The sequence below is a fragment of the Dyadobacter chenwenxiniae genome, assembly GCF_022869785.1.
Classification (GTDB): Bacteria; Bacteroidota; Bacteroidia; order Cytophagales; family Spirosomataceae; genus Dyadobacter; species Dyadobacter chenwenxiniae.
In genome coordinates this window covers 6,454,203-6,475,113 of sequence record NZ_CP094997.1, presented here as the reverse complement: position 1 = coordinate 6,475,113, position 20,911 = coordinate 6,454,203, and the positions used below count along the sequence as shown (strand labels likewise).

The 20,911-nt window shown below is 45.9% G+C and carries 19 protein-coding genes; 8 read left to right on the top strand and 11 right to left on the bottom strand.

What is annotated here, in order from left to right; translation table 11 throughout:
• Nucleotides 1-110: 110 nt before the first annotated feature.
• A complete protein-coding gene (locus tag MUK70_RS27740) occupies nt 111-449 on the top strand; it encodes a cupin domain-containing protein (protein ID WP_234657009.1) in 339 nt (112 codons plus the stop codon).
• Here MUK70_RS27740 and MUK70_RS27735 read toward each other — a convergent pair.
• The 6 genes from MUK70_RS27735 to MUK70_RS27710 all read right to left on the bottom strand — a co-directional run bounded on the left by MUK70_RS27735 (nt 443) and on the right by MUK70_RS27710 (nt 6,105).
• Nucleotides 443-1,189, bottom strand: coding sequence for an SDR family NAD(P)-dependent oxidoreductase (locus tag MUK70_RS27735; RefSeq protein WP_234657007.1), 747 nt, complete (start codon nt 1,187-1,189; stop codon nt 443-445). The two genes, MUK70_RS27740 and MUK70_RS27735, sit on opposite strands and share 7 nt — an antisense overlap.
• Before the next feature lie 291 nt (nt 1,190-1,480).
• Nucleotides 1,481-1,813, bottom strand: a complete 333-nt coding sequence (locus MUK70_RS27730; RefSeq protein WP_234604145.1) for a hypothetical protein — start codon at nt 1,811-1,813, stop codon at nt 1,481-1,483.
• 174 nt (nt 1,814-1,987) lie between these two features.
• Nucleotides 1,988-3,160: a glutathionylspermidine synthase family protein gene (locus MUK70_RS27725; protein ID WP_234657005.1), complete on the bottom strand. Its 1,173-nt coding sequence runs from the start codon at nt 3,158-3,160 to the stop codon at nt 1,988-1,990.
• 10 nt (nt 3,161-3,170) lie between these two features.
• Nucleotides 3,171-3,782 carry a Cj0371 family chemotaxis-regulating polar lipoprotein gene (locus MUK70_RS27720; protein WP_234657004.1) on the bottom strand — a complete coding sequence of 204 codons (612 nt, stop codon included), beginning with the start codon at nt 3,780-3,782 and terminating at the stop codon, nt 3,171-3,173.
• Between the two features lie 204 nt (nt 3,783-3,986).
• Nucleotides 3,987-5,273, bottom strand: a complete 1,287-nt coding sequence (locus tag MUK70_RS27715; RefSeq protein WP_234657002.1) for an aminotransferase class V-fold PLP-dependent enzyme — start codon at nt 5,271-5,273, stop codon at nt 3,987-3,989.
• Nucleotides 5,274-5,340: 67 nt separating this feature from the next.
• Nucleotides 5,341-6,105, bottom strand: coding sequence for a M23 family metallopeptidase (locus MUK70_RS27710; RefSeq protein ID WP_234657000.1), 765 nt, complete (start codon nt 6,103-6,105; stop codon nt 5,341-5,343).
• Between the two features lie 160 nt (nt 6,106-6,265).
• On the opposite strand from MUK70_RS27710, the gene MUK70_RS27705 reads away from it, so the two are divergent.
• Nucleotides 6,266-7,237, top strand: coding sequence for an aldo/keto reductase (locus MUK70_RS27705; protein ID WP_234656998.1), 972 nt, complete (start codon nt 6,266-6,268; stop codon nt 7,235-7,237).
• Nucleotides 7,238-7,279: 42 nt separating this feature from the next.
• Here the strand turns inward: MUK70_RS27705 and MUK70_RS27700 are convergent, their stop codons facing one another.
• Nucleotides 7,280-7,690, bottom strand: a complete 411-nt coding sequence (locus MUK70_RS27700) for a DoxX family protein (protein ID WP_234656996.1) — start codon at nt 7,688-7,690, stop codon at nt 7,280-7,282.
• Between the two features lie 201 nt (nt 7,691-7,891).
• On the opposite strand from MUK70_RS27700, the gene MUK70_RS27695 reads away from it, so the two are divergent.
• The gene (locus tag MUK70_RS27695) at nt 7,892-10,153 is read left to right on the top strand and encodes a TonB-dependent receptor (protein ID WP_234656995.1); all 2,262 of its coding nucleotides are present in this window, start codon (nt 7,892-7,894) and stop codon (nt 10,151-10,153) included.
• A 149-nt stretch (nt 10,154-10,302) separates the two neighbouring features.
• Nucleotides 10,303-10,614, top strand: a complete 312-nt coding sequence (locus MUK70_RS27690; protein WP_234604154.1) for an isoamylase early set domain-containing protein — start codon at nt 10,303-10,305, stop codon at nt 10,612-10,614.
• A gap of 137 nt (nt 10,615-10,751) precedes the next feature.
• On the opposite strand, the gene MUK70_RS27685 is transcribed toward MUK70_RS27690, so the two are convergent.
• From MUK70_RS27685 to MUK70_RS27670, 4 genes are all read right to left on the bottom strand, one after another.
• Nucleotides 10,752-11,672: a hydroxypyruvate isomerase family protein gene (locus tag MUK70_RS27685; protein ID WP_234604155.1), complete on the bottom strand. Its 921-nt coding sequence runs from the start codon at nt 11,670-11,672 to the stop codon at nt 10,752-10,754.
• 79 nt (nt 11,673-11,751) lie between these two features.
• The gene (locus MUK70_RS27680) at nt 11,752-14,445 is read right to left on the bottom strand and encodes a PVC-type heme-binding CxxCH protein (protein WP_234656994.1); all 2,694 of its coding nucleotides are present in this window, start codon (nt 14,443-14,445) and stop codon (nt 11,752-11,754) included.
• Between the two features lie 408 nt (nt 14,446-14,853).
• Nucleotides 14,854-15,105, bottom strand: coding sequence for a hypothetical protein (locus MUK70_RS27675; RefSeq protein WP_234656993.1), 252 nt, complete (start codon nt 15,103-15,105; stop codon nt 14,854-14,856).
• Nucleotides 15,106-15,153: 48 nt separating this feature from the next.
• Complete coding sequence (locus MUK70_RS27670; RefSeq protein WP_234656992.1) at nt 15,154-18,237, bottom strand: PVC-type heme-binding CxxCH protein; 3,084 nt, start codon at nt 18,235-18,237, stop codon at nt 15,154-15,156.
• Nucleotides 18,238-18,344: 107 nt separating this feature from the next.
• Between MUK70_RS27670 and MUK70_RS27665 the strand changes: the two genes are divergently transcribed.
• From MUK70_RS27665 to MUK70_RS27650, 4 genes are all read left to right on the top strand, one after another.
• On the top strand, nt 18,345-18,935 hold the full coding sequence (locus tag MUK70_RS27665) for a hypothetical protein (protein ID WP_234656991.1): 591 nt from the start codon (nt 18,345-18,347) through the stop codon (nt 18,933-18,935).
• A gap of 68 nt (nt 18,936-19,003) precedes the next feature.
• The gene (locus MUK70_RS27660) at nt 19,004-19,933 is read left to right on the top strand and encodes an alpha/beta hydrolase (protein ID WP_234656990.1); all 930 of its coding nucleotides are present in this window, start codon (nt 19,004-19,006) and stop codon (nt 19,931-19,933) included.
• 57 nt (nt 19,934-19,990) lie between these two features.
• The gene (locus MUK70_RS27655; RefSeq protein WP_234604162.1) at nt 19,991-20,422 is read left to right on the top strand and encodes an Xre family toxin-antitoxin system antitoxin; all 432 of its coding nucleotides are present in this window, start codon (nt 19,991-19,993) and stop codon (nt 20,420-20,422) included.
• Nucleotides 20,423-20,425: 3 nt separating this feature from the next.
• Nucleotides 20,426-20,875, top strand: a complete 450-nt coding sequence (locus MUK70_RS27650) for an RES family NAD+ phosphorylase (protein ID WP_234656989.1) — start codon at nt 20,426-20,428, stop codon at nt 20,873-20,875.
• Nucleotides 20,876-20,911 lie beyond the last annotated feature (36 nt).

Genomic DNA, 20,911 nt, shown 5'->3' with positions numbered 1-20,911 from the left:
TAAAATTCGGTCGGAATATACAAATGTATAAAAAGCAACATGAATAGCAAACTGCTCCATGCGTTTTCCTTATTTTTAAATTCAAATATCCAGCTTACCCAAACATTATTATGCCTTTTGTAAATTTCAACACCAATAAACATGTGAAGATCTGGGACGGCATCCATGGAACGCTCTCACACTCAGACAAGATGACGTTCGGCCATTTCACTATTGACAGCGGAACAATCCTGCCAGAACATAGCCACCACCACGAACAATGGTGCCACGTTCTGGAAGGTGAGCTCGAATTTGATATTAATGGCGAAAAAATGCTTCTGACCAAAGGCATGACGGCTTACATTCCATCTCATGCACCCCATTCCGCTGTTGCCCATACGCAGTGCAAAGTGATCGATTGTTTTACGCCTGTTCGTGAAGATTTCGTCGAGCTTGAAAAAAATCAGTAAGTGGCTCTTCCTCCCGAAAGGTCGAAGGTGAAGCCGGTGGTAAAACTATTTTCCGCTGACACAATGAACGCGGCCATATTTGCGGCTTCTTCCAGCGTTCCGCAGCGCCGCATCGGGATTTTGTCGGTCATGTATTTTACTTGCGTCTCGGGCATAGCGTGTACGAGCGGCGTTTCGATAACTGCTGGTGCTAATGCGTTAATGGTGATCCCTGTCTCTGCGTATTCCTTCCCCTGGACTTTGGCCATGCCGATAACAGCGGCCTTAGACGCAGAATAAGCCAGCATTCCGGCATTTCCTTCCTTTCCGGCGATGGAGGCAATGTGTAAAATCCGGCCATAATGATTGGCCAGCATATACGGCAATACGGCCTTTGAAGTGAAAAAGCTGCCCATGAAATTGATGTCGAACACCTTTCTAATGTTGTCTGTATCCACTTCATGACTTTTTACATTGGTTGCGCCCGTAATACCGGCGCAGTTGATCAAAATGTCAACTTTCCCAAAGCGGGCTATGATCTGCTTCACGGCTTTTCCCACCATTTCCTCGTCTGTAACATCCACACTGACAAACTCTTCCTTGTCGGGATGACCCGTGAACTCTTCACGGAGGCCGGTAATGTTTAGATCAAAAAGGCCGACATAAGCTCCTTCATTCAAGAGCTTATGGGCAATCACAAGTCCTAAGCCCGAGGCCGCTCCTGTGATAATTGCAACTTGTGCACTGAAATTGGTTTGCATGACTTTTAATAACGTTAAGTATTGGCGATAAGCCAACGTCAAAAGCATCTCATGGGCACTTTTTAATCTTATTTATTAACAGATAAGATTAAGAATAGAGCAACAAGTTGTGAGAAGCGGAAATTGTCCTGAGTGAATCAAGCAGCGAATCGCCAAAAATACAAAAGCGGGCAAAACAACTTCATCTGAAATGATAGTTATCCGCCCGCTTTACAAGTGAAAATCCGAAGAGAAGTTGATTTGCACCGAAACTGTGGTTGTCTTTTTGCAAACCATAAATGTGATTGAGTTTTATACTAATTCCCTTTCAAATTGCAGTCCTATATGTGCTGCGGGAAAACTCAATACGGTATTAAATTCGTTAACTGCTTGATTAACTTGTCGCTGTGTGATCCCGCTGTATTCCATCACGAGTAACTTAGCTTGCTGCGTCGCCAGCCTTTTGAGTTTCCAAAACTGCGGATGATTAATGCCTATCGGTGCGCGGAAGTATTTTTCTTTCGGCTCCCTGATCAATATTTCATATTCTGTGCTGCGTTGTGGATTGTCGTGCAGAAAGTAACCTTTTACTATGACTTTAACTTCTCGTCCGCTTTTTAATTGAAAAATTTTCTCGTGTATCATGACTGGCTTTGTTTAAGAATTTTCGGAATGCGCTGATGTGCTCGTTTGCATCTTGCATAATATCTATACCAACGCCCCATCAACAGCATTACAAACTTTGCCAGACAAAATGATTTTTTCCTAAAAAGATGAGCAAACGGTCGCCTCAGTTAGTATGCGGTCACTTTCAGAGGATTAGTCAACCAGATGACCGACAAATTGTGCCTTGTTATCCAGTATTTTTCCACCCCGGCGAAAGCCCAGCGCGCACGCCTCGCCTGCGTAGAAGATGCCCGCCTGATACGAATTTCCCGCCCCGTCGATAGGGAATTCGAGATATTCCTGATAGATCTTGGGCTGGTCATCATATTCTCCTTCCACGGTTTCCAACACTTCCCCGCCCTTTTCGAGGATAGAAACGTTAGCCCCTTCGCGACCAAAAAGCACTTTCCGAACCGACTTTTTATGCGGCAATGCATATCGCTCGGTTTGCAGCAGCAGCGGATGATAGGGATAAAGGTCCCACAGGACTTTTAAAATATATTTCGACTGAAATAAAAGCGTATAGGCAGGGTTAAGGATGACAGCTTTTCGGTTTTTGACAATTTCTGTAAGCATACCAGCCAGTTCCGGCTCATCATTTCCAATGTATTCCCAGGGCACGAGCTTGAACCAGAAATCAAACCGCAGAAAGTCGTTGGAATCGGGCACCATTTTGAAAATACCTTCACCATTTGAAAACTCAACTTCCTCGATATAAGCGAAATCCGTATCAAAGCCAGCTTCGCGTGCCGCTTCCGTGAGTAACGCCACATTGGTATCGTCTTCCGGGTAACCGCGCATCGTAGAGAACAAAATGGAAGCGTCCAGATCGTTATTGGCATCTTTAAGATAACGGAACTGGTTTACCAGCGTCTCGTAAAGCGTGTTAAACTGCTGGGATTCGTCGAGCCCGTTCATGCGCAAATGTGCCCATTGCACAACGGCCGTTTCAGGAATGCAAGTCGCTGTGTCCGCATTGAACTCGATAAGTTTAACCGGCTCACCATCAATCCCGCCAGCCAAATCAAATCGACCATACAGGTGAATATGACGGTCGTCCTGCCAGGAGAGCTCGATCAGTTCTCTTAGGTTTTCCGGAATGCCCATTTCTTTATAAAGCTGGTTATCAATGGCATATTGCCCGGCTTCAACCAACATTTCATACAATGTTCCGGCAGCCTCGTAATATTGAACAGCCTGCTCCTCGTTAACGACTACCACGTCGCTCACCACATAAGGAGCTGTGTCGGCACCCAGCATCCAATCCCAGCCCACTTTTTGTAGCCCCTGTTCCGGGTGATTGGGAAGCGATTTTAATTTGATCATAATCCTGATTTTAACCTCCGCTTCTGCCTGAGGAACGTCCGAAGAAACCATTTCTGCCGCCTTTGGGACGGGAAGTCACCATGCGGGTCGTACGGGAAGCATTGGCCTGCTGCACAGCGCCTTGCGACTTGTTATAAGCGTTAGGATCTGCGTAAAATCCTCTGGCGGCACTGCCGTTTCCACGATAGTTGTTCATGTAGGCATTGTTGGAACTTCTTCCAAGCATATACCCCATCCCGCCGTATAAAAGCATGGTAGACAGGCCGCTATGGTGCCCCACGGAAGATTGGTTATTGCGGATTTCATCGTCGATCAACGCTTTGGCTGCGGCTGTGCTCAGCGAATCGGTGTGGCCATCGAGATAAGTGACAATGGCAACGGACTTGTCTGCTTCCACGCTTTCTTCATCTGTAATCTTGAATTCTCCGGGCTTAACCTCCTTAATGTGCGAGCGGATGCCTTTGGAATAATTGGTCTCTTCGTAACTGTAAGCTTCTTCGTCTTCATTGGAACCGCATCCCGTCATTCCGATCCCGGACGATAAAATGGTGAGTGCCAATGCGCTGCTGATGCTTATATCTTTGGCCCTTTTGAGGAAAGAACCCTTTCGTAATTGCGTCATTTGATTAGGTTTTTAGCTGATGATATCAAAAATAAAGATTTAAGCCTCCGATAAAAAGCTTAATGCGTTCGAATGGTTGAATTTACCGACTTTAAAATCCTTATCTACGATAAACGGTCCAGAGCCATTTATACTATAAAAAAAAAACATAACCCGCCTCAATGCGTGCAGGTTATGCGCTCTAAATTTTGGCGAAATGTATGATCAGGCCTTCTTGGCAATCTTTTCCAGCGCCCCGACCAATTTATCCAGGTCACTGATTTTGGTATAAACATGAGGTGTAACCCGCACACAATGAATGTTTTCCCAATTAATGCCCACCGTATGGATCTGGTGATCTTTCATGAGCTTACTATCCAGTTCCTCGGGCTTCATCCCATCAATGCTCACGCCTGCTATGGCGCAGGAATACTCCGGTTTCAGCGATGTATGGATCTTCACGCCCGGAATCTGCAGTGCTTTCTCTGCCCAGTATTTTTTCAAATAATGCACTCTTTCCTGCTTTCTTTTGGAACCGATGCCCTCCTGGAAATTAATGGCTTCACCAATGGCTTGCTCAATGCAAAAACTGCGTGTCCCTAATGTTTCAAACTTGCGGATATCCTTACTTTTTGGTTGGCTGTTGCATAGTAACGGCCATATTTTCTCAATTTTCTCTTTTTTAATCCACATCATGCCGCTTCCTACGGGCGCGCTCAAAAACTTGTGCAGGCTGGTCCCAAAATAATCGCAATCGAGGTCGGGGATTTTATAATCCAGCAACCCGAATGTATGCGCGCCATCCACAACCACCTCAATACCTTTGCTATGCGCCATGTCGCAGATCTTTTTCACCGGCATGATTTGCCCTACCCAGTTGATAATGTGCGTTACGTGAATAATTTTGGTCTTTGGCGTAACGGCGTCAGCAAATGCCTTTACAATCTGCTCGTCATTTTCAATCGGGAAATCAAATGTTAATTGCTTGTAGACCAACCCGTCGCGCATTTCCCTTTGTTTCCATGCCTGGATCATGTTGGGATAATCCTGAATAGTGCCAATGATCTCATCGCCTTTGTCGAGCGGCAAACCGAAAATAATCGTGTTCAGCGCCTCCGTTGCATTCCGATTGATCGCTATTTCTTCTGCATCGCAACCGCCTAGCCTGGCCAGACGCTGCCGGAGTGGTTCTCGGCCTTTATCTATGATCCGCCACATATAATAGGAAGGACCCTGTGCAGCGGCTTTATTGTATTTTTCCAAAGCTTCCTGCACCGCAATCGGCGACGGCGAGACGCCGCCGTTGTTGAGGATAATGATGTCGCTTTTACTCGCCGTGTAAGCATCTTGGATCACCGACCAGTAATCTTCATTGTCCGCACTGTTATCATTCCAAAGCTTCTCGGCTTCACTGAAACTTTCGGCGTGCAGCTCGTTGTAAAGACTATTAAGACCAAAAGCACCAAAGCCAATGGCCGCGCTCTTTCGGAAAAAGGACCGGCGATTGTTCATAAAATATCGTTTATAGGAATAGTAATTGAGTGAGCTACAATTTATTAATTAATAGCATCAATCCCAATCATTCCAAAACGAAACCATCCTTCACCGTTGACATGAGCATCCAGTCGTAAGTGTTGACAGGGACGGGCATGGCGTATTCATCCAGTTGCAGATACATCAGGTGCAGGTGCGTGGGGGATCGCTTTTGGTAAGCATTGTAACCGGAGCGCCCCATTTCAGCGATTTTATCACCGGCATTCACCCATTGCCCGGGCTGCACTTCGACCATGTTGTTATGCGCGTAGTAGAAAAGGCCTTCGAGACAGGGATCGTAAATCCAGATCCAGTTACCGCCCCGGAATTCGCTGTTGTATTTCCAGCCCGTTTCCGTTGCCACCACAATTCCCGAGGTAAATGACAGAATATCAACAGGTTTCCAGGTTCGATCGTCCAGGTTATCCTGATCTTTGTCTTTGATGAACAGGTCGTGCGCAGGATGGCTCCCCCGCACATTGTTGTCGAAAAGATCAAAGCCCTCGCCGCGATAACCCCTTCCGCGGCCTCCGACGGATTCACGCGCTGTGTAACCTTTAATCGGATAAACAAAATAGGACGAGTCAATGACCCGGCACGTGTCCCGCTTGTATTCACTTCTTATTTGCTGCATCACCGTGCGAAAAGCCAGTCGCCCAGAATCGGGAGAGATCACATTATCCCGGATATCCAGCTGGATCTGATTAAATGCAGCGCAGTATTCTTTCATTTTTTCGGAAGGTTCGTCTTCCCTGATCCAACCGGAAATGCTGAGGATCAGGACAATTCCGGCGATTCTTTTTACTGTCATCAACAATGCATTTACCATTGACCCTTTGTGTCCCACTGATCAGTTTAATTGAAGAATGTTATCTTGGCTTTCTGAACTTAAAATCCCACAAATGTATTTCTAATACATTAAAAAGACGCAATCCCTGGCTTTAATCCACGAACACTAAATTTACATAACAATGCAAAACCGTCGTTTTGGGCGTAGTGGCTGGCAGATCAGCGAAATAGGTTATGGAATGTGGGGACTTGCAGGCTGGACCGGCTCCGACCGCAAAGAAACAGATGACTCGCTTAATCTGGCAGTTGAATCGGGCGTAAATTTCTTTGACACTGCCTGGGGTTACGGCGAGGGCCTGAGCGAGCGCATCCTCGGCGACCTGATCCGCCGTTATCCGGACCGCAAGCTATACGCTGCCACAAAAATCCCGCCAAAAAATCGCCAATGGCCGTCCAGGCCGGACTCTTCCCTGAAAGATGTTTTTCCCGCCGATTACATTGTTGAATACACCGAGAAAAGTCTTAAAAACCTGGGTACGGAACGCATTGACCTGCTTCAATTCCATGTCTGGGAAGATAGCTGGGCAGAGGAAGATGAGTGGAAAGAAGCGATCCAGAAATTGACACAGGAAGGAAAAGTGGAACGTTGGGGCATCAGCGTGAATCGCTGGGAACCGGATAATGTGTTGAAAACACTTGAAACCGGCTTAATAGACGCTGTTCAGGTTATTTACAATATTTTCGACCAGGCGCCGGAAGACAATTTGTTCCCGCTTTGCAAAAAACTGGATATTGGCGTTATTTCCCGCGTTCCGTTTGATGAAGGCACATTGACAGGCACATTAACCAAAGAAACGACATTCCCGGCCGACGACTGGCGTTCCACCTACTTTGTGCCGGAAAACCTGAATTCAAGTGTGGATCATGCCGAAGCGTTAAAAGCAGATATTCCCGAAGGAATGACGATGCCCGAACTCGCATTAAGGTTTATATTGAACAACCCGGACGTGCATACCACCATCCCCGGCATGCGCAAATTGCCGCACGTGAGATCAAATGTGTCGGCAAGTGATGGAAAATTATTTGACCCGCAACTGGCGGAAAAGCTCAAAACCCACCGCTGGGACCGTTCTCCAACCCAATGGTCACAATAGCATAAAAAAGGCGTTTCCAGAACCGGAAACGCTTTTTTTTATTTATTTATAAAGACCACTATCCACCGACATTTTTCCCGGACCGGTCAGAAACAATGTAACATATGCAATCAGGAACGACAGTGCATGTTCCTTGTCGGCTAGCGGATCTGCCCCGTGAACAATAAAGGAAACCACGATCATTGTGATGATCAATGGAATGAGTGCCGCCCTGGTAAACAGTCCAAGAATCACCAGAATTGAGCAAACAAACTCTGCGCCTATCGTCAGATAAAGCGACAACTCCTCACCGATCCCGATCGGATCTGCAAACGAATGATCACCTGCCAAAAGGTTTTGCAGCTTCGCATATCCGTGTGTGAGCATGAGCAGCGAAAATCCAACGCGCAAGATCAGAACGCCCCAGTCTGCCTGCGCCGGAAGCTTAATTGGTTTCAAAAATTTTTTCAGCATAGTTATGATGGGTTATTCAATAAGCGGAAATGATACGAAAATCTTTCCGGTTCATAGCAATTTGTTTAACTGAAAGTCGGGGCGGGATAGTTTCAAAAAAAACTTTTATGAATCGAATTATTATTTGTTGTTTGTCAAGTTATATTTTTAGATTTGTCTAAATTAATATTCAGGACAAATTAAATATAAGATTAAGTATACATGAAGTCACTCATACTATTGCTGTTATACACCATCTCTCTGCCCATTCTTGCGCAGCACACACTTTCCGGGAAGGTGATCCTGGAAGACGGCAGCAGTGCAGCATTTGGTGCGTCGGTTTATATTAATGAATTAAAAACCGGTGCAACGGCCGATTCTCTGGGGCATTATAAAATAGCAGGCATACCAAACGGAAACTATTCCATCCGTGTGAGCTTTATCTCCATGCCCTCTATTACGGAGAAGAATGTGCGCATTGAAAAAGACCTGATCCGCGATTTCGTGTTGAAATCCGGTGCGAATTCGTTGGATGAAGTGGTCATTACAGGCACGATGAAAGAGGTTTCCAAATTGGACAGCCCAGTGCCGGTTGACATTATCACGGCAAAATTTATTTACAAAAACCCCGTTCCAAGCATTTTTGAAGGCCTTAGCTATGTAAACGGCGTGCGCCCGCAGCTGAATTGCAATGTTTGCAGTACGGGCGACATCCACATCAACGGACTGGAAGGCCCGTATACGATGGTGCTTATCGATGGCATGCCCATGGTCAGCGGACTTTCCACAGTTTATGGTTTGTCGGGAATCCCAAACAGCCTGATCGAAAGAGTTGAAATTGTAAAAGGCCCGGCTTCAACACTTTATGGCTCGGAAGCGGTCGGTGGCTTGATCAACATTATCACAAAAAATCCTTCCAAAGCGCCTATATTTTCTGCGGATGCATTCAGCACTTCCTGGCTGGATTACAATGTGGACCTGGGCGTGAAATTAACAGCTGGTTCAAAGGCCAGTGCGTTGCTGGGTGTGAGTTATTTCAATTATCAAAATCCCATTGACAACAACAAAGACGGCTTCACGGATCTGACATTACAGAATCGTATTTCAGTTTTCAACAAATGGTCGTTTAACAGAAAAAATAACCGCCAGGCGAGCATCGCAGCACGATACTATTATGAAGATCGCTGGGGCGGGCAGATGAATTGGAACAAGACATTTCGCGGCGGAAACGAAGTTTATGGAGAAAGCATTTATACAAAACGCTTTGAAGTCTTAGGAACTTACCAACTTCCCATGTCCGAAAAAGTAACATTGCAATATTCTTTCAGCTCCCATAACCAGAATTCTACATATGGAAATGTAATTTTTAATGCAGACCAGAAAATTGCATTTGCGCAGCTTTTGTGGGATAAGGAAATTGGCCGCCATAACCTGCTTTTTGGGACACCTTTCCGCTACACATTTTATAATGACAACACCACCGCCACCCGTTTTCTGGACGGCAAAGACCATCCTGACAAAATATTACTTCCCGGAATTTTCATTCAGGACGAGATCAAGGCAGGGGCACATGCATTATTGTTAGGCGCCAGATATGACTATAACAGCCGTCATGGAAGCATTTTCACGCCGAGACTCGCTTATAAATACAAGTTTAACCAAACGGATGTGGTCCGGCTGAATGTGGGCCGTGGATTCAGGATCGTGAACTTGTTTACAGAGGACCATGCAGCGCTGACGGGTTCGCGGCAGGTTATTGTGAAAGAGGCGCTGGATCCGGAACAGAGCTGGAATGTTAATTTAAATGTTGTCAAAAAGATTGTTACCGGGAGTTCGTTTATCGGCCTGGACGCTTCTATTTTTTACACGCATTTTACCAACCGGATTCTCCCTGATTACGACACCAATCCCAACGAGATCATTTACGACAATTTGGATGGTTATGCGGTTTCAAAAGGCGTCAACCTGAACCTCGATTTCAACTTCCCTTTTCCGCTGAAAATTATTGCCGGCGCAACTTACATGGAGAATTTTCAAAAGGAAAATGGCGTCCGTTTCCGTCCTGTGCTGACTGAAAAATATACGGGCGTCTGGTCTGTTTCCTATGAGTTTCAGAAATCCGGCATATCATTTGATTACACCGGAAATATTTATGGCCCTATGCGGCTTCCCGTCCTGAGCGAAGAGGATCCGCGCGCAAGAATTTCGCCGGTTTGGTCGTTACAAAATATACAGGTTACCAAGAAGTTCGGCAACGGTCTGGAAATTTATGGCGGAGTAAAAAACCTACTGAATTTTACGCCTCCCGCCAACTCGATTGCGCGCTCAAACGACCCGTTTGATAAAAATGTGCAGTTTGACAACAACGGTCAGGTGATCGCAACGCCCGATAATCCTTATCGTTTGACGTTTGATCCGTCCTACGTTTTTGCGCCTAATCAAGGCATCAGAGGCTTCCTCGGGATGCGCTATACGTTGCGGTAAAAGTTGGTTAAATAGAGAATAAAAAAATGCATTATGACGTTTAATTATGATTATTCAAAGATCAATTTCCTTTATAATATTGATATTCATTGATTTGAATAATTTTTGATTGTATATTTGTCGCATCAACTATTTAACACTACATAATCATGGCATTAACAAAGCAATTTGTAAAAAGTAAATCAGTCTACAAAGTAACATTTACAGTTCCCGCAGAAGCAGCAGTTGAAGCAAAAAAAGTTGCATTGGTTGGTGAGTTCAACGGATGGAACCCTGAGGAAGCAATCGAATTGAAAAAGCAAAAAGACGGCTCATTCAAAACCAGTCTTGAACTGGCTTCCGGCGAATATCAATTCCGTTACATTCTTGACGACGCGAAATGGGAAAACGACTGGGCAGCAGACAAATACGTTGCTGCTGGCGTTGACGAGACTGCTGAAAATTCAGTTGTTGTATTGTAATTGGCTGTCGGCTGTCGGCTGTCGGCTGTCGGCTGTCGGCAATGAAGAAACCCGAAGAGTATTCGCTACTCTCCGGGTTTTTATTTTTTTCAATATCTAAATTGATAGCCAATTGCCGACAGCCGATTGCCGACAGCCTAAATCGTAAAACTATCGCTCTCCACATACGCCTTAATAAGCGCTTCTTCTCCTGCTTTGCCTGGTGAAAAATTACCGTGCTCCATGCCCATAATGAAGGATTTGTTTTCCTTTTTACTACGGTCGTAAATGTATTTGAAAATGTTTTTGTAATTGATTTCACCTGTTGTCGGCTCTTTACGGCCCGGTTCATCGCCTATCTGGAAATAATCAATTTCGCTCCACGTCCTGTCAATGTTGTAAAGCAGGCGTCCTTCATTTTTCTGCATGTGGTAAATGTCGTAGAGGATCTTGCAGGACTTGCTGTTAACACCTCGGCATATTTCGTACGTCTGGTCGGAAGTTCTCAGGAACAGGTTTGGCGAATCACTTAGCGGCTCCAAAACCATTACCAAACCGTGCGGCTCCAGTATTTCCGCACCTCTGCGCAATGCATCGATTACGTGACCGGTTTGAACGCCAATTGGTAAATTTCTTTCAAAATCGCCCGGCACAACCGTCATCCATTTCGCATTGACGCGCTTGGCGACTTCGACTGCTTTTTTACAGCCATTCAAGAAAATATCAATGTATTCCTGCTTGCCTGCTGCTAATGTATTGGCTCCGTTTCCACCCTTATCCACCACAAAAACGCCCATTTCCATACCCAGGCGGGTCATTTCTTTGGCAATGGCTTCCTGTTGCTCCACGGGCCTGCCCATCATGCCATTATCTTCTATTGCCATGAAACCCTGGTCAGCCATAAATTTCAGCTGATCAATCACATCTTTTCCGGCGCTGTTCTGAAACATGCCGAAGTGGGATGCGTATTTAAGCTTAAATTTATTTTTAGCCTCTGGCGCGGTCGCGAAAGCATCTCCTGCTGCAATTGCTGCACCAGCCAGACCAAGGGAAGATTTTACAAAATTTCTGCGGAGCATATTTCTTTAAGTTTTGTTTAGAAATGTAAAGATGCAGCGCAATTAAATATACCGCAAGCCAGCCCGGAAACTTGCATTCCTAGCTTCTCCTGCGCTTTCTTTTCCTTTCTTTTTTGCTATCCGCTTTTGTAGGATCGGCGAGTTTATCTTCCTCAGGCTTTGGAAAATAAGGCGCGAGCTGCACTTTGATCTCCTCTCTGAATGCATTTTTCACGCCCAATAAAGCCGCCTCTTTTACATCCCCGGCCACACGGTCTTCCCGAAGCAATTTCACAACCGCCTCTTCACCAGGCCAGCTGGCGCCAAGATATTTGGCAGCATTTTTACGGACCGATGCCGATTCGTTGGCATCCAAAGCAGTGTTTCGAAGCAAATAAACCGATTCAGGACTTCCTACTGTTTGTATGGATGCCAAAAGCGCCGACTTTTTAGCTTCATTCAGGCTTCCAAGCTTTTGGGTAACATAGGAAATGCCCGCTTGCTCGAGCAGCAATGCGCCCGCGTCCCGGCCAACAACTTCATCGGATTTATCCAAAGCCATTTTAAACAACCTGTCCATCTCCGATTCCAGCTCGTAGCGTGTCATCAGGTCGATGTAATGTTCCGTCCCATAAGTTTCATCGAGGAGCCTGTTCAATGCGGTTAGTCCCTGCTGCGAGTTGGTAACGAATGATTTATCCAAATGCAGCAATGCCAATTTGCTCACCTCAATGCGGTCTGACGAATTTACCGTCATCACGTTCAGCAATGCTTGTGACTTTTCGTAACCTGCATGGAAAAAGTCAAACGCCCGGAAGTAACGCAACCGGCTTTTGAAACTTACACTTGTGTCCGAAGCTGCCTGCGTCAGATACGGGATCGCTTGCCGGGTTCTTGCCAGCCAAACAATGTCTTTGCCCGCATTCGTCGCAACCGGGTTTGATCCAACCCTGGATAGCCAGGCTGGAAAAATCCGCTCCCATTGGTCATAAGCACCAATGCTCAATGCTTCCACCGTCCAACGGTCGTTGCCTTTGTACTGCTTAGCGAGTTGCAGCCAAACATCCAAAGCCTCATAAGTATGGTTGTGATTGATTGCCAATGCGCATTCTCTTCTTACCTGCGGATCGGGATCGGCAGTGAGGCGCTTAATGTATTCCGTAGGATCGCTGTTACGTTGCCTGACCGCACGCAATGCTGTGATGCGCAAATTCGGGTTCATTTCCCTGAATGCAATGTCAAGGCTCCTGTAATTGAAACCTTCAATGCGGTTCAACACCCACAATGCCCGCGCCCTTAACCTTGGACTCACGCTTATGGAGCGAAAAAGCTGTTCCAGATAAGGTTCAGCTTGCCAGCCATGCTTTACGCAAGCATTCCAGGCCATATAACGCATGGACAAGTTGGGGCTTTGCAATGCTTGTACGGCCTGTTCAGGAATGTTTAAGTCGAAGACAGGAATTTTGTAAGGCGTGCCTGTGGGTGCTACACGGAAGATCCGGCCACGGCTCCGGTCCTTCATTTTATGCGAACCAACGATCGGATCATACCAGTCGGAAATGATGAGCGAGCCGTCTGGTGCCACGCAAACATCCGTTGGCCTGAACCATTTGTCACGCGTTCCTTCTACAATCGGAAGAATGCCTGTTGATTTATATCCTGCACCATCATTAACAACCGGAAATCCGCTGACGTTTTGCTGACCTGCATCTGCGAGCAAAACCTGCTCCCAGTAACGCCTGGGCAGCAAATTACCTTCGTATACAGTGATACCCATCGGGAAACCAGAACCCGTTTCAATCAAATTCGGCACAACGCCAGGGTCATTCTGGTGCCAATGCCTGCGGGGGATTTCGTCTTCCAGATTGGTACGGTTCAAACGCCAGCTGGCGCCCGTCATTTCATCTATATAGCCAAAATTTCCGTTTTCCATCACATAGGAAACCCGGTCACCACCATTCCCAGGCTCTTCCTGATCCGACTGCCACATGGTTCCGAAACTATCGACAGCAACTTCAAACCCGATCCGGAAATTTTCTGCTAATATTTCGACTTTGGTAAAATCCTGATCACACCTGAAAACAACTCCTTGCTTGAATTGTCTGAAATCGATGGGCCTTTCGTATTTGTCGAGCAATGGCCTGTCCTGGCCGTCCACAAGCTGTCTTCCGGCATTTCCGAAATTGAAATAGAACTTTCCATCCGGCCCGAACACAAAAGCGTGAACACCGGCATCGCTTTGCGCGCCACCGATTCCTTTGAACAAAATTTCTTTTTTATCTGCCTTGTCGTCGCCGTTTGTGTCTGTAAAAAGCCACACATACGGACTTTGCGAAACGACTGCCATATTGCCCATCACCCAAATGCCCAAAGGTGCATTCAGCTCCGGACCCTGGTAGAAAACCTTGGTCACATCAGACTTGCCATCACCATCCTTGTCTTCCATGATCACAATGCGGTCACCTTGGCCAAGCTCCGATTTGCCATTCACAGCCGGACGGTAATTATAGCTTTCACAAGCCCAAACGCGCCCCCGGTGATCCACATCAATATTAATGGGGTTGATCACATCCGGTTCTGATGCAAACAATGATGCTTCCAGGCCATCCGCAACTTTGAGGCCTAGCACTGCATTCCGGGAAAATCTCTTTTCAGGTTCAGAAAGCGTAGCGTATACGCTATCATGATTGGTAACTACTAATGAATCAGGAAGTTGACAAAAACCGCAAAAATGGAGAAGAACGGTATTAACTGCAATTAGTAATGCAGACTTAGTAAAATTGAATTGTTTCAAAACAAAATTTGATGATGCAGGTTACTCAAATAACGTATAAAATTACCTGATGTTTCCTGAATAACGAAATGAAGTTTGAAAAGAATGGGGGATTTATTGCTAACTAGTTTTACTTCCTAACTAGGATGCTTGTCAGGATCCAGACGATTGTCAAAAATGGAAAGGAGATAGATGCTTTGGGGTTTCACAACGAAGAATATTGAAGTTTGCGAAGAAGCGACGCACTTTCGAATTTCGACTGGCTTACTGACTATCGGGAATTGCTCTGGATATTTCGCAACTCTGCTGATTTGGTGGTCGATTTCAGACAGAACTTTTAGTGTGATAGTCTCTCCCCATTTGAAGAATAAATACTCGGTCAGGTTTTCATAATCCAAGATAGCCCGTTCCGACCACTCTAACCTTAGACTAACTTCCATACTTCACCCGAAGCTGCGAAATCTTGTCTTCGATGCGGCTTTTGGCGTATTCATGGCTAAAAACACGACCTTCTTGCACATCTTGAAGACCGGCATTAATTCCAATCATTTCCCGCTCACTGAGTTCGCTGGACTCTAAATCCTCATTCTCCAAAATAAATTTGAAGCCAAGCTCAGTCAGCACCTTTTTCAGAAGTGACACATCATTTTCCTGTTCTATTTCTATTTTGATTGTTGTCATAGATCAAATTTAAGAAAATTTCGCTAGCTAGTGCGACCATTATCCAGCTTACTTCTTCTTCAACCCACTCAAATAATCAACCAAACTAACCAGTTCCTCCGTACTCATGGCGTCCTGCAAGCCAGCGGGCATCATGGAATCGTTGAGCTGTTTGATCGATTTTACCTGGGACATTTTATATTCCTGGGTTGAGCCGCCCGGGAATTTCAGGATCAAGTCGGTCTCTGTTTTGCTGGCTACGATTCCTGAGACGGTCGAACCGTCTTTTAATGTTATTTCAAAGCCTTCATAACCAAAGCCAATTCCTGCGCTAGGCTCAAAAATAGCCGCATACTGCGCCTCTTTGGGCAATTTGCTTCCTATTTCAGAAAGTTTCGGACCAAAATCCATCCCTTCGCCATTTACCTGATGGCAAACCGAGCAGTAGGACGTAAATACTTGCTTTCCTTTGGACAAATCACCTTTCATTCCGATCAGTTCACTCACCTGAGGATGTTTTGCGGCTGCTACGGTTGCTCCGTCGGTGTATTTTGCGGCTTCGAGTTTGACTGATTTTCTCCATGCTCCGCTTAACCCTTTTACAGCCGCGGCTTTCTGCTCGCCGCTTAGCTTGCCGTCTTTCAACAATGCCAAAACCTGATCTTCACCATTCATCGTTCCACCCAAAGACCGCGCAGCAATTGTACGTAAGCCAGCCGGATATTGATTATCTAATGCAACTGTTTGCAGTATTTCCAATGATTCCTTGCTTCCTACGCCTCTCAATGCCGACACAATCCCCTCGCTTTTGGCAACATCAGCGCCCTTGATAACTTCCCAAACCATTTTTCCGCCTCCTTGTTTCATCAACTGCATTGCCGCGGCCGGTCGGGTCCTCGTTGCAGATTGATTTATCGCCATATCCAGCAACCTGGCGTTTTCCGATTCCAGTTCGTACTTGCTTACCAATTCAAGATATGCAGGCGTTCCGAACGACGAATCAAGCAACTTTTTGAGCGAGGCCATTGCTTCCGCATTTTGCTTCACAAATGACGGATCCAAATGGCGCAGTGCCAGCTCATTTACCTGTGTTTGTTCAGGAGAATTTCCCTTCATGATTTGCAAAAGGGCCATTGACTTCTCATTTGCCGCGGGGTTAAAGTCAAAGGCACGGAAGTAACGCAGCCTGCTTTTCAGATCGGTTTTAGGATCACCGGCAAGAGAAGCCAGCAAGGGAACAGATTCTTTGCCGCGTGAACGCCAAACGATGTCTTTTCCAGCCTGTGTTGCTATTACATTAGAACCCGCTTTGGCCTGCCAGGCTTTGAAAAACGAGTCCCACTGATTGTCGGCTCCAATGCCTAATGCTTCCAGATACCAACGATCTTTGCCATCGTATTGCAATGCAAGCTCAGCCCATAATGCAGGTGCTTTTGGAGATTGGTTATGATGGAGGATTAATGCGCATTCTCTTCTTACCTGAGGTTCGGCGTCTTTGACCAACAAACTAATGTAATTGGTAATGTCCACATCTTTCAACTCACTTGCAGCACGCAATGCTGCAATCCGCATATCAGGATTAGCGTCTTTAATGGCTATATCAATGTTCTTTTTGCTGGAAGCAGGCCATTTGCTAAGTAACCATAATGCTCTCGCACGCATCCGGTCGCTTGCTTTTTTGTCTTTAAAAAGCTTCTCCAATGAAGGAATTGTCTTTTCGCCCATTTGATTCAAAGCCGTCCAGGCCTGATAACGAACGGAAAGATTCGGGCTTTGCAGTGCTTCCACAGCACCGTTTGCAGTTGTTAAGTCTGTCTTCGGGATTTGGTAGCGTGTGTTTGCAGGTGCAATTCGGTATAGCCTGCCCCTGCTTTGGTCACCTGCTTGGTGGCCGCCTACGCCCGGATCATACCAGTCGGAAACGATGAGGGAGCCATCGGGTGCGACGCAGACGTCGGACGGGCGGAACCATTGATCCCTTTTACCATCAACCACATTCACGATTTTGGCGGTATAACCAGCGCCTGATTTTTGAACCGGATAAGAACGAACCACATTATGGCCCGGCTCGCAATGGATCATTTGATTTTGAAATTCTTTGGGCAGAAGCGTGCCTTCATACACAATCATACCCGTAGGCGACCCTGAGCCTGTTTGCAGCAAATTCGGAACTACGCCCGGATCATTCAAATGCCAATGGCGATAAGGAACCGAATCTTCCATATTCGTGCGGTTTGCACGCCAGCCGGCGCCCGTAACTTCATCTGTATAGCCGTAGTTGCCATATTGCATTACATAGTTTATGCGCACGCCTTTGTTGCCGTCATCATCATTGTCTGACTGCCACATAGTGCCGTAACTATCCACAGCGACTTCATAATTGTTCCTGAAATTGTTACCCAAAACCTCAATATTTTTGAAATCGGGATCGCAGCGGAATACCATTCCCTGTTTTAATTTTTTGAAATCAATAGGCCGACCATCTTTTCCAATCACAGGATTTCCTTTTCCATCCAATAAATGTCCTCCCTCGTTTCCAAAATTGAAATATAACTTCCCATCCGGCCCAAAAATGAATGCGTGCATGCCGTGGTCGTGCTGCTCGCCGCCAACTCCTTCGAAAATAACTTCCTTTTTATCAGCTTTTCCATCATTGTTTTCATCCGTAAAAAGCCAAACATACGGACTTTGAGAAACGACAACACGATTGCCCATCACCCAGATGCCAAGCGGAGAATTGATTTCTTTGCCCTGATAAAAAACGGTCGTTTTATCTGATTTGCCGTCGCCATCCGAATCCTCCATGATCAGGATGCGGTCACCCTCATTTTTGGTAGGGTTACCATTGATCGCCGGCCGGTAATTATACGCTTCGCAAACCCAAACCCGCCCCAAATGGTCCACATCAATGTTGGTGGGATTGGTAATGGTTGGTTCTGAGGCAAAAAGCGTAGCTTCCAGTCCGTTGGTTACGGAAAGGCCTGCTACTGCGTATTTCGGAGAGCGTTTTTGTGCTTCTGTGAGGTCCTTATACAAGCTGTCCAGCTTTGAACTTTGAAAAGTGCTTAGATTAACGTGCTGGTAAGAAGCGATCATCAGGCTTGCCATCAGACATCCCGCCGGAAACAGCATCAGCGTTTTTTTAAAGTTCATGGGGTTGATCAATTACAGTCTGTAATGCGGAAAAGATTTGTACAAATCTTAAATAAAGATTGCTAATTTTAAGCATATAAGAGACAAACCACCTGTCATTTACTACCATGAACAAGACTTTTTTTTCCGCAATTTCTCTCTTGCTCGCCGCGCAGGCAATGGGTCAAACGGCTGTTTTATCCCCCGAAATCCAAATCAAGACGGCTGTGCTGGCTGCGCCTGCCGACAAACGCGAAGGCGCAAAAGTGTACGGCTATGCTGCTGACGGTTCTTTCAAAGTGCTTCGTGCCGGAAACAATGATATGGTTTGCATTGCGGACGACCCGAAAAAGGAGGATATAAGCGTTTCCTGCTATTTTGCCGGCCTGGATGCATTCATGGAAAGAGGCCGCGTGCTGGCTAAGGAAGGCAAAAACCCGAAGGAAATTTTTGACATCCGTGAAAAGGAAGTGAAAGATGGAAAACTGATGATGCCCAAGCAATCGTCCACGCTTTTTGCATTCTCAGGATCCAAAAATGATTATGACAGCGCGAGCGGCGACCTGAAAAACGGTTACCTCCGCTATGTGGTTTATATTCCCTTTGCAACGGCTGAAAGTACGGGTTTGCCACTTAAACCGGACGTTCCGGGTATGCCATGGATTATGGATCCGGGAACGCACAGAGCACATATTATGATCAATCCGGCGAAACCATAATCACTTTCCTGATCAAAATACATGGTATATTGGCCTGGGGACCGTCTTATTGTTAGAAATTTCAATCGATGAAAAAACTAATTGGTCTCCTGGTCGCATTGGCCTTATATGCTACTCCCGATAAATCCATGGCTCAAAATGAAGTGATTAATCTGTGGCCGGAAGGCAAAATCCCCAATTTCAAAGCAAATACTATTGAGGAAAAGTCGGTGACCGACGAAAGCAACATTCTAAGAATCAGCGGTGTTTCGGTTCCTACAATGACCGCTTTTATAGTTCCAAAAGAAAAAGCGACGGGTGCAGCGGTGATGATCTGCCCGGGTGGAGGTTATGGAATCCTGGCTGCTTCACACGAAGGAAGTGATTTTGCCAAGTGGTTTAACGACCGCGGAATTTCTGCTTTTGTGCTGAAATACAGATTACCAAGCGAAAAAACAATGACGCATCAGCATGAAGTGCCCCTAATGGACGCCATGCAAGCGATGAAACTGATCCGGCAAAGCGCCGGAAAATGGAACATTGATGTGAATAAAATCGGTGTCATGGGTTTCTCGGCAGGCGGTCACCTGGCAGCAACATTGTCAACGCATTTTAACAAAGGCGAAAAAGCGTCTCCTGAAAGCAAACCCAATTTCTCGATCTTAATTTACCCTGTCATTTCCCTGACCGCGGAACTAGCCCACGGCGGCTCGCGCGAAAATCTTTTAGGCGCCGAAAAATCAGATGAACTGATCAGATATTACTCCAATGAACTCCAAGTAAGCACCGAAACGCCTCCCGCATTCCTCGTTCACGCCATGGACGACACCGGCGTGCCTCCTGAAAACAGCATTGCCTATTACCTGGCTCTAAAAAAGCAAAAAATCCCTTCTGAAATGCACCTTTACCCAAAAGGCGGCCACGGCTACGGCATGCGAACCGAAGGAAAAGGCTCCCTGGCGAACTGGCCTGCGGCAATGGACGGCTGGCTAAAATCGCTGGGATATGTGAAGAATTGATAGTTTTTTTTGTACCTTTACTGTCAAATGAATGTAACAATTCAATCATTTGACAGTATGCATACACAGATCATCAATATTATGGGAGGACAAAAGGCCTTCTCACAAAAAATTGACAACTTTCTTTCCTTTATTGAAGTTACCCAAAAAGGAATTCCCATTTCGGTTGCGCAGACGGTTCAAAAGAAAATGAATTTGTCGAACAAACAATTTGGCGAAATGTTGAATTTGTCCGAGAGCACTTTTCAGCGTCGCATTAAAAATAAATCGGTGCTGTCACCTGCTGAAAGTGAGCGGGTGATCGACTTTTCTAAAATAATAGCAAAGGGCATGGACGTGTTTGAGGACGAAGGTGACTTTAATACCTGGCTCAACAGTCCTATTCTTGCATTGGGAAATAAAAAACCACTCGCATTATTAGCGTCTTCCATTGGTAGAGAAGAAGTCCTTAATGTGCTTTTTAGAATAGAACACGGCATTTACTCCTAAGTTATGCTGGTTTTTCGCATTGCAAGCCGGGCTTATGCAAGTGATCTGCAGGGAACAGGCTGTCTGTATTCTGGCGGCCGATGGCATTATAAGGGAACACAAATTGTTTATACATCTGAGCACGTCTCGCTGTCCAAGTTGGAAATTCTTGCCAATTCTCCATTCATTCCCAAAAGTCAGACATTAGTAACAATAGAAATTCCCGACGAAGCATCCATATTAGACGTCGGCAAAGAACCACTTCCTGACAATTGGTGGCAGTTCCCTTATCCCGACGCACTGGCAAATATAACGGAGCAATGGATCGGGCAGGGTAAATTCTGGATCATGAAAGTCCCATCTGCCCATTCCTTTAATGAGTTCAATTACCTTTTGAATCCGGCGCATTCCGATCACAAGCTGGCTAAGGTTATTCGTATCGAAGACATTTATTTCGATAAAAGACTAAAATAAATACCCTGATTTATCCCTAGTTTTGACGGACAATTA

Excerpts from the sequence above, each read along its gene's own strand:
- MUK70_RS27740 (WP_234657009.1), top strand. The coding sequence starts at position 111 with ATGCCTTTTGTAAATTTCAACACCAATAAACATGTGAAGATCTGGGAC.
- MUK70_RS27735 (WP_234657007.1), bottom strand. The coding sequence starts at position 1,189 with ATGCAAACCAATTTCAGTGCACAAGTTGCAATTATCACAGGAGCGGCC.
- MUK70_RS27730 (WP_234604145.1), bottom strand. The coding sequence starts at position 1,813 with ATGATACACGAGAAAATTTTTCAATTAAAAAGCGGACGAGAAGTTAAA.
- MUK70_RS27725 (WP_234657005.1), bottom strand. The coding sequence starts at position 3,160 with ATGATCAAATTAAAATCGCTTCCCAATCACCCGGAACAGGGGCTACAA.
- MUK70_RS27720 (WP_234657004.1), bottom strand. The coding sequence starts at position 3,782 with ATGACGCAATTACGAAAGGGTTCTTTCCTCAAAAGGGCCAAAGATATA.
- MUK70_RS27715 (WP_234657002.1), bottom strand. The coding sequence starts at position 5,273 with ATGAACAATCGCCGGTCCTTTTTCCGAAAGAGCGCGGCCATTGGCTTT.
- MUK70_RS27710 (WP_234657000.1), bottom strand. The coding sequence starts at position 6,105 with ATGACAGTAAAAAGAATCGCCGGAATTGTCCTGATCCTCAGCATTTCC.
- MUK70_RS27705 (WP_234656998.1), top strand. The coding sequence starts at position 6,266 with ATGCAAAACCGTCGTTTTGGGCGTAGTGGCTGGCAGATCAGCGAAATA.
- MUK70_RS27700 (WP_234656996.1), bottom strand. The coding sequence starts at position 7,690 with ATGCTGAAAAAATTTTTGAAACCAATTAAGCTTCCGGCGCAGGCAGAC.
- MUK70_RS27695 (WP_234656995.1), top strand. The coding sequence starts at position 7,892 with ATGAAGTCACTCATACTATTGCTGTTATACACCATCTCTCTGCCCATT.
- MUK70_RS27690 (WP_234604154.1), top strand. The coding sequence starts at position 10,303 with ATGGCATTAACAAAGCAATTTGTAAAAAGTAAATCAGTCTACAAAGTA.
- MUK70_RS27685 (WP_234604155.1), bottom strand. The coding sequence starts at position 11,672 with ATGCTCCGCAGAAATTTTGTAAAATCTTCCCTTGGTCTGGCTGGTGCA.
- MUK70_RS27675 (WP_234656993.1), bottom strand. The coding sequence starts at position 15,105 with ATGACAACAATCAAAATAGAAATAGAACAGGAAAATGATGTGTCACTT.
- MUK70_RS27670 (WP_234656992.1), bottom strand. The coding sequence starts at position 18,237 with ATGAACTTTAAAAAAACGCTGATGCTGTTTCCGGCGGGATGTCTGATG.
- MUK70_RS27665 (WP_234656991.1), top strand. The coding sequence starts at position 18,345 with ATGAACAAGACTTTTTTTTCCGCAATTTCTCTCTTGCTCGCCGCGCAG.
- MUK70_RS27660 (WP_234656990.1), top strand. The coding sequence starts at position 19,004 with ATGAAAAAACTAATTGGTCTCCTGGTCGCATTGGCCTTATATGCTACT.
- MUK70_RS27655 (WP_234604162.1), top strand. The coding sequence starts at position 19,991 with ATGCATACACAGATCATCAATATTATGGGAGGACAAAAGGCCTTCTCA.
- MUK70_RS27650 (WP_234656989.1), top strand. The coding sequence starts at position 20,426 with ATGCTGGTTTTTCGCATTGCAAGCCGGGCTTATGCAAGTGATCTGCAG.